7 protein-coding genes are annotated in these 7519 nt (G+C 65.0%); 2 read left to right on the top strand and 5 right to left on the bottom strand.

All coding sequences use genetic code 11. The features are described from left to right. Both EN742_RS17350 and EN742_RS17345 read right to left on the bottom strand, forming a co-directional pair. A partial coding sequence (locus EN742_RS17350; protein ID WP_128333065.1) for an aminotransferase class III-fold pyridoxal phosphate-dependent enzyme occupies positions 1-470 on the bottom strand: 470 nt, incomplete at its 3' end. 10 nt (positions 471-480) lie between these two features. After that, positions 481-1320: a GNAT family N-acetyltransferase gene (locus EN742_RS17345; protein WP_128333064.1), complete on the bottom strand. Its 840-nt coding sequence runs from the start codon at positions 1318-1320 to the stop codon at positions 481-483. A 321-nt stretch (positions 1321-1641) separates the two neighbouring features. Here EN742_RS17345 and EN742_RS17340 point away from each other — a divergent pair, with 321 nt between their 5' ends. Further along, the gene (locus tag EN742_RS17340; protein ID WP_127406292.1) at positions 1642-2310 is read left to right on the top strand and encodes a haloacid dehalogenase type II; all 669 of its coding nucleotides are present in this window, start codon (positions 1642-1644) and stop codon (positions 2308-2310) included. A 17-nt stretch (positions 2311-2327) separates the two neighbouring features. After that, positions 2328-3602 carry an FAD-binding oxidoreductase gene (locus tag EN742_RS17335; RefSeq protein ID WP_127406293.1) on the top strand — a complete coding sequence of 425 codons (1275 nt, stop codon included), beginning with the start codon at positions 2328-2330 and terminating at the stop codon, positions 3600-3602. Positions 3603-3675: 73 nt separating this feature from the next. On the opposite strand, the gene EN742_RS17330 is transcribed toward EN742_RS17335, so the two are convergent. The 3 genes from EN742_RS17330 to EN742_RS17320 all read right to left on the bottom strand — a co-directional run. Further along, the gene (locus EN742_RS17330; RefSeq protein ID WP_127406294.1) at positions 3676-5133 is read right to left on the bottom strand and encodes an NAD-dependent succinate-semialdehyde dehydrogenase; all 1458 of its coding nucleotides are present in this window, start codon (positions 5131-5133) and stop codon (positions 3676-3678) included. A gap of 17 nt (positions 5134-5150) precedes the next feature. Next, the gene (locus EN742_RS17325) at positions 5151-6194 is read right to left on the bottom strand and encodes a tartrate dehydrogenase (RefSeq protein WP_127406295.1); all 1044 of its coding nucleotides are present in this window, start codon (positions 6192-6194) and stop codon (positions 5151-5153) included. A gap of 10 nt (positions 6195-6204) precedes the next feature. Continuing rightward, the coding region (locus tag EN742_RS17320) for an aldehyde dehydrogenase family protein (protein ID WP_148670133.1) at positions 6205-7519 on the bottom strand (1315 nt) is incomplete at its 5' end.

Here is a 7519-nt window from a genome sequence, read left to right as displayed (position 1 = left end):
GCGCCGACCACCGATGAGCCGTGATAGCCGTGCTCGATGGAAATGAACTGGTCGCGTTTCGGCTCGCCCCTGGCATTCCAGTAGTAGCGGACGAAGCGGATGGTGCTGTCGACCGCGTCCGAGCCGCCGAGGGTGAAGAAGACGTGATTGAGATTCCCCGGAGCGCGCTCGGCCAGTTCCGAGGCGAGGCGAATGGCCGGCTCCGAGCCGAGGTCGAAATAGGCGGTGGCATAGGGCAGCTCGCGCATCTGCCGGGCCGCCGCCTCGACGATGCTGTCGTGGCCGTAGCCGGCATTGACGCACCACAAGCCGGCGAAGCCGTCAATCAACTGCCGGCCGGATGCTTCGGTCACGGTGGCGCCCTTGGCCGATTTCAGGACACGCACGCCGAGCGCCTCATGGCCGCGGTATGAGGAGACCGGATGGACGAGATGGGCGCGGTCGAGTTCAATCAGGGAATTGGCGAGCATTGTTGTCCTCCTAGCCGAGCGCCTGGTTGGCGAGGGCGTAAACTTTTGGCCTGGCCGGTTCCGACCTCGGCTTGGGCGGACGGTCCATGGCCACGCCGCCGCCGACATGGACGAGGCCGATTTCGGTGAGCCAGCCATCGATACCGGTCCGGCTGTCGGTATCCACGCGCAGGAAGGCGCCGCCGCGCGGCGCGGCGAAAAAGCTGATCAGGTCTTTCGCGGCCTCGGCGCTTCCCGCGATGACCGGGCCGATCACTTCGCCGCGCCCGAAAGGACGGATCGCGGCATAGGCCTCGATGGCGCCGTTGCGGCGGATGATTGCGAAGTGGCCGCGCTCGGCCAGCGCATCGATCAGGGCTTCCCGGTCGGCGCCATAAGCGTCGCGATCGAGCGCTTTGATTTCCGGCAGATCGCCAATGCTTGCGGCTTCAACGCCGTCGGGCGCGTCAAGCTCCGTCACTTTCCCCTGATGCTGCAGGATCGCACCGGAGCGCACGAAGCCGAGCTTTTCATAGAGCGGCTCGCCATCGGCCGTCGCGACGAGCCGCAGCGGACGGTCGCCGGCAAGGGCGATCGCCTGATCCATGAGTCGGCGCCCGAGCCCCTGGCCCCGCACATTCCTGTCGACGATCACCATGTTGATCATGGCGCAATCATTGCCATAGGGCGTTACCAGGATGGTGCCGGTGACACGGCCCTGGTCGTCGAGCGCGACAGCGCCGCTCGAGAGCTGCAGCGCCATCTGCCAGTCCTGCGCGCGATGCGGCCAATTCTCCTGGCGAGAAAGCGCTACCGCACCCTCTATATGGTCCGGCCCGAAGGCCTGGAGTTCGATCTCGCCCTGCTGCATGAGGCATCCTTCCGTCTGCTGATCAAGTCTCGGCCATCGGCGCGCCGCAGATCGTCTGAAGGCTTTGGCTTGGACAGTATCTTTCGCCGTAGCGCGAGGCATGCGCCGCATCTTGTGCTGGCGCGCCCGCCGCGGCGGACGCGCTTCACGTCTCGCGCGACGACGTAATCGCCACACCAGATGCTACAGCGTGCCAAACCGGATGGCGGATACGGAACTTTCTGCTTTCGGGACGCCGATTTCGGTCAGGTCGGCCGCCTTCTGCCGTCCTATGATGAATTCATCCGAACGCGGATGTGCTTCCACCGGAGATCGACGGACATGGCTTCCTTCAGGCCCAAATACATCACCTTCGACTGCTACGGCACGTTGACCAATTTCCAGATGGCGGAAGCCGCACGCGACCTCTACGGCAGCCGGCTCGACGAGCCGCGCATGCAGGAGTTCATCAAGAATTTCGCGGCGTACCGGCTGGACGAGATCCTGGGCGACTGGAAGCGTTATGCCGACGTGATCCACAATGCGCTCGAGCGCACCTGCAAGCGCAACGGCGTTGCCTTCAGCCCGGACGACGCCAGGATGGTCTATAAGCGCGTGCCGACCTGGGGGCCGCATGCCGACGTTCCGGCCGGCCTGGCGAAAGTCGCCAAGGAAATTCCGCTGGTCATCCTGTCCAACGCCATGAACGCGCAGATCATGTCCAATGTCGAGAAGCTCGGCGCGCCATTCCATGCCGTCTACACGGCCGAGCAGGCACAGGCCTACAAGCCGCGCTTCAAGGCCTTCGAATATATGTTCGACAGGCTGGGCTGCGGTCCGCAAGACATCCTTCACTGCTCGTCGTCATTCCGCTACGACCTGATGTCGGCCCATGATCTCGGCATCAAGAACAAGGTCTGGGTCAACCGCGGGCACGAACCGGCCAACCCGTACTACGGCTATGTCGAGATATCAGACATTTCGGGTCTTCCAGGCGTGGTCGGTCTCTGAAACAGGGCGGATTGCCGATGAGGTTCGTCTCCTACTGGCACGACACGGCTCCCGTCTTTACCGGCGGGGCGCAAGGCCCGGTCGAGGGGCACTACGATGCCGCCATCATCGGCGGCGGCTTCACCGGTCTCGCCGCCGCCCGCCAACTGGCGAAGGCCGGCGCGAAGGTGGCGGTGCTGGAGGCGGAGCGGGTGGGCTGTGGCGCATCCGGGCGCAATGGCGGGCACCTGAACAATGGCCTCGCCCATAGCTTCCTCTCGGCCAAGGCGGAACTCGGCAAGGAACGCGCAATCGCGCTGTACCGAGCGCTCGACGACTCCGTCGATACCATCGAGGCGCTGGTCGCCGAGGAAAGCATCGACTGCAACTTCCGCCGCGCGGGCAAGCTGAAGCTCGCCTCCAAGCCGCAGCATTTCGAAGCGATCGCCCGCAACTTCGAGGCCGTCCATGCCGAGGTGGATCCGGACACGGAGCTGCTGTCGGCGGCGGATCTCAAGTCCGAGATCGGTTCGCCCTTCCATGGCGCGATGCTGTCGAAGAAGAGCGCCATGATGCATATGGGCCGCTATGTGGCAGGCTTGGCCATGGCCGCCACGTGCCACGGTGCCGTGATCCACGAGAACGCGGCAGTGACCGACCGCAAGCAGGCCGGTAGCAGGCATGAATTGACCACTTCGCGCGGCAAGATCAGCGCCGACAACGTGCTGGTGGCGACCGGCGCCTACACCGCGCCGAATTTCAATTATTTCCGCCGCCGGATCATCTCCGTCGGCAGCTTCATCATCGCCACGCGGCCGTTAAGCGATGCCGAGATCGCCGCGACCATGCCCGGCAACCGGACATGCGTGACCTCGATGAACATTGGCAACTACTTCCGGCTTTCACCGGACCGACGCCTCATCTTCGGCGGCCGCGCGCGCTTCTCGGCGACATCGGACCAGCGCTCCGACGCCAGGAGCGGACAGATCTTGCAGGCTGGCCTTGCAGCAATCTTCCCCCAGCTCGCCAAGGTCGAGATCGACTACTGCTGGGGCGGGCTGGTCGACATGACCAAGGACCGTTTTCCGCGGGCTGGTTACCATGACGGCGTCTGGTACGCGATGGGCTATTCCGGCCACGGCGCGCAGCTTTCCACCCATCTAGGAATGATCCTGGCCGATGCCATGCTGGGCCGCGAAGACCGCAATCCGCTGAAGGGACTGGAGTGGCCTTCGATTCCCGGCTATTCCGGCAAGCCCTGGTTCCTGCCGATGGTCGGCCTCTACTACAAGGCGCTCGACCGGATACAATGAGGCAGTAGGGGAGTAGGGGAGTAGGGGAGTAGGGGAGTAGGGTACAGGCGCTCATTCCCTACTGCTTACTCCCCTACTCCCCTATTCCCATATGAAAGCTCTTCATCTCGAGATATTCCTCGATGCCGGCTTGCGCGCCCTCACGTCCGAGGCCGGACTGCTTGACGCCGCCGAAGGGGGCCACCTCCATCGAGACCGAGCCGGTGTTGAGCCCCACCATGCCGAACTCCAGCGCCTCGCCGACGCGCCAGGCGCGTTTCAAATTCTCGGTATAGAAGTAGGACGCAAGTCCGTAAGGCGTGCCGTTGGCCAGCGCGATTGCCTCTTCCTCCGTCTCGAAGCGGAAAAGCGGCGCGACCGGGCCGAAGGTTTCCTCGCCGGCAAGCTGCATATCCTTCGTGGCGCCGCTCAGCACCAGCGGCGCGACATATTGAGGACCCTGAGGCAGCGCCGGCTTGTCGGTGATGATCGTCGCGCCCTTGGCGAGCGCGTCCTCGACGTGGCGGTTGATCTTCTCGACCGCCGCCATGTTGATCATCGGTCCGATGGCGACGCCGGGCTGCGTGCCGGGCCCGACCATCATGGCGTTGACGCGGGCGGATAGCTTGGCGGCGAAGGTCTCGTAGACACCGGCCTGGACGATGATGCGGTTGGCGCAAACGCAGGTCTGGCCGCCATTGCGGAATTTTGAGACCAGCGCGCCCTCAACGGCGAGATCGAGGTCGGCGTCGTCGAAGACGATGAAGGGGGCATTGCCGCCGAGCTCCAGGCTGAGTCGCTTCACGCTGTCGGCCGCGCCGCGCATCAGCAGCGAGCCGACCCGCGTCGAGCCGGTGAAGGAGATCTTGCGCACCGTCTCGTTCGCCATGATCTCGTTGCCGATCTCGGCCGGCATGCCGGTGACGATGTTGATGACCCCGGCGGGAATGCCCGCCCGCTCGGCAAGCACGCCGAGCGCCAGCGCCGAATAAGGCGTGAATTCTGACGGCTTGATGACCACCGTGCAGCCTGCGGCCAACGCCGGCGCGACCTTGCGGGTGATCATCGCATTGGGAAAATTCCACGGCGTGATGATGCCGCACACGCCGACCGGTTCCTTCAGCACGATGATGCGGCGGTCTTGCGTCGGCGAGGGGATGGTGTGGCCGTTGATGCGGCGTGCTTCCTCGGCGAACCATTTGACGAAGGAGGCGCCGTAGCGGATCTCGCCTTTGGCCTCGTCCAGCGGCTTGCCCTGTTCCGTCGTCAGGATCAGCGCAAGATCGTCCAGATGCGCCAGCATCAGCCCATGCCAGGCCTCCAGGAGGGCAGCGCGCTCGGCGTTGGTTTTCTTCTTCCAATCCCCATAGGCAGCAGCCGCGGCGTCTATGGCCGCGCGGGTCTCCGGAGCGGCCATGTCGGGCACGGTGCCGATCGCGGCCTGGGTCGCCGGATCGATGACATCGACCGTCTTGCCGGAGTCGGCGATGACCCATTCGCCGCCGATCAAACCGGCTTCGCGGAAGAGGCTTTTGTCTTTCAGGTTTCTCATCGAAAACGACCTTGCAATCAGGTGAGCGCCGCGACGACGGCAGCGGTGATGGCTTGTGTGCGATCCTTGCCGGGGCTGGTTCCAATGCCTCGCGCGGTTGTCGCCTCGAGCGCCTTCATCATGCGGCCGGCGGCAGCCTTTTCGCCGAGATGATCGAGCATCATGGCGCCGGACCAGATGGTGGCGATCGGGTTGGCGATGCCGAGATGGGCAATGTCGGGCGCCGAGCCGTGGACCGGCTCGAACATCGACGGCGCCGAACGGTCGGGATTGATGTTGGCGGAGGCGGCATAGCCGAGCCCGCCCTGGATCGCCGCGCCGATGTCGGTCAGGATGTCGCCGAACAGGTTGGAAGCGACGAGCACGTCGAGGCTCTCCGGCGCCATGATCATGCGCGCCGCGAGCGCATCGACATGATAGCTGGTCACCTCGACGTCCGGATAATCCCCCGCAAGCTTGCGGGTGACCTCGTCCCAGAACACCATCGAGTATTTCTGCGCGTTGGACTTGGTGACGGAAGCAAGCTTGCCCCGCCGTGATCGCGCCTGCTCGAAGCCGAAGCGCAGGATGCGCTCGACGCCGGCGCGGGTGAAGATCGATGTCTCCACCGCAACCTCGTCCAAAGTGCCCTGGTGCACGCGCCCGCCGGCGCCGGAATATTCGCCCTCGGTGTTCTCGCGGATACACAGGATGTCGAAACTCTCCGCTCGCAGCGGTCCCTTGACCCCAGGCAGCAGGCGGTGTGGCCGGATGTTGGCGTATTGCACGAATGCCTTGCGGATCGGCAGCAGCAGGCCGTGCAGCGAGACCGAATCCGGCACCTCCGCCGGCCAGCCGACCGCACCGAGAAGGATGGCGTCGAAGCCGCGCAAGGTCTCGATGCCGTCCTCGGGCATCATGCGGCCGGTTTCCTTGTAGAAGCGGCAGGACCAGGGGAACTCGGTGCCCGTCAGGGCAAAGCCGTCCTGTTTGGCCGCAGTCTCCAGCACAGTCCAGGCGGCGGCGGTGACATCGCGGCCGATGCCGTCACCGGGTATCAGGGCGATCGAGTAGGATTTCATCGGCATCCCTTCACAGGCTGACCAGGACGCTCTTGGTCCTGCGGTTGGCGAGATAGGTGTCGCGGCCAAGGTCCTTGCCGATGCCGGAGCGCTTGTAGCCGCCGGTCGGCAGGATGTGGTCGCGCGAGCGGCTGTAGCGGTTGACCCAGACCGTGCCCGCTTCGAGCTTGCGCGCCAGACGGATCGTACGCGACAGGTCGGAAGTGAAAAGGCCGGAAGCGAGTCCGTAGGTCGGATGGGAGGATAGCGCCAACGCCTCGTCCTCGGTCTCGAAGGTCTGCACTGTGAGCACCGGGCCGAAGATCTCCTCGACGATCGCGGGATTGACCTGATCGACATCAGCGATCAGCGTCGGCTCGTAGAAATAGCCGGGGCTGTCCATGGCGGCGCCGCCGGTCAGGCATTCGCCGCCGGCCTTGACCGCAGCCTGCACGATGCTGTCGACACGCCCTCGTTGCCGCTCCGAGATGATCGGCGAATAATGCGTCGCCTCGTCCCAGGTCGGGCCGGGCCACACCGCCTTCATCTTCACCAGGATCGCAGTCGTCAGCCTGTCGGCCACGCTCTTCTCGACGATCAGCCGCGTGCCGGCGACGCAGGCCTGGCCAGCGTTGAAGGTGACGCTGCCGGCGATCGCCGTCGCCGCCTTGTCGAGGTTGGCGTCGGCAAAAACGATCTGCGGGCTCTTGCCGCCGAGCTCCAGGGTCATCGGCTTGACGCCGGTGCGAGCGACGTTCTCCATGATGGCCGAGCCGGCGCGGGTCGAGCCGGTGAAGCTGACCTTGGCGATCTCGGGATGCCCGGTCAGCGCCGTTCCGGTCGTCGGACCGTCTCCCAGCACCACGTTTATCAGCCCTGCCGGCAGACCCGCCCTAACGGCGAGTTGCGCCATATGGACAACCGAAAAGGGTGTCATTTCCGAAGGCTTCAGCACGACCGCATTTCCAGCGGCCAGCGCCGGACCAAGCTTCCATCCGGCCATCGAGATGGGAAAATTCCAGGGGGTGATCGCGCCGACCACGCCATAGGGCTCGCTCATGATCATGCCGAGACTGGCGTCGTCGGTCGGCACGAGCTCGCTGCCTTCCTTGTCCGCGAACTCGGCAAAGAAGCGGATCTGCTCGGCGGTCACCGCGATGTCGCCTGCGATGAGCTGACCGACGGGACGGGTGGAGCACAGCGCTTCGATCCTGGCCAGCGTTGCGGCTTCGGCCTCGATCAGGTCGGCCCAGGCCTGGAGCGCCCTGGTACGCTCGCGCGGCCGGACGCCGCCCCAGTTGCTGGCCTTCAGCGCCGCCTTGGCGCTCTCCACCGCACGGTCGCTC

Source organism: Mesorhizobium sp. M4A.F.Ca.ET.020.02.1.1 (assembly GCF_004022645.1).
Taxonomy (GTDB): domain Bacteria; phylum Pseudomonadota; class Alphaproteobacteria; order Rhizobiales; family Rhizobiaceae; genus Mesorhizobium.
This window is presented reverse-complemented; position numbering and strand designations above follow the sequence as displayed.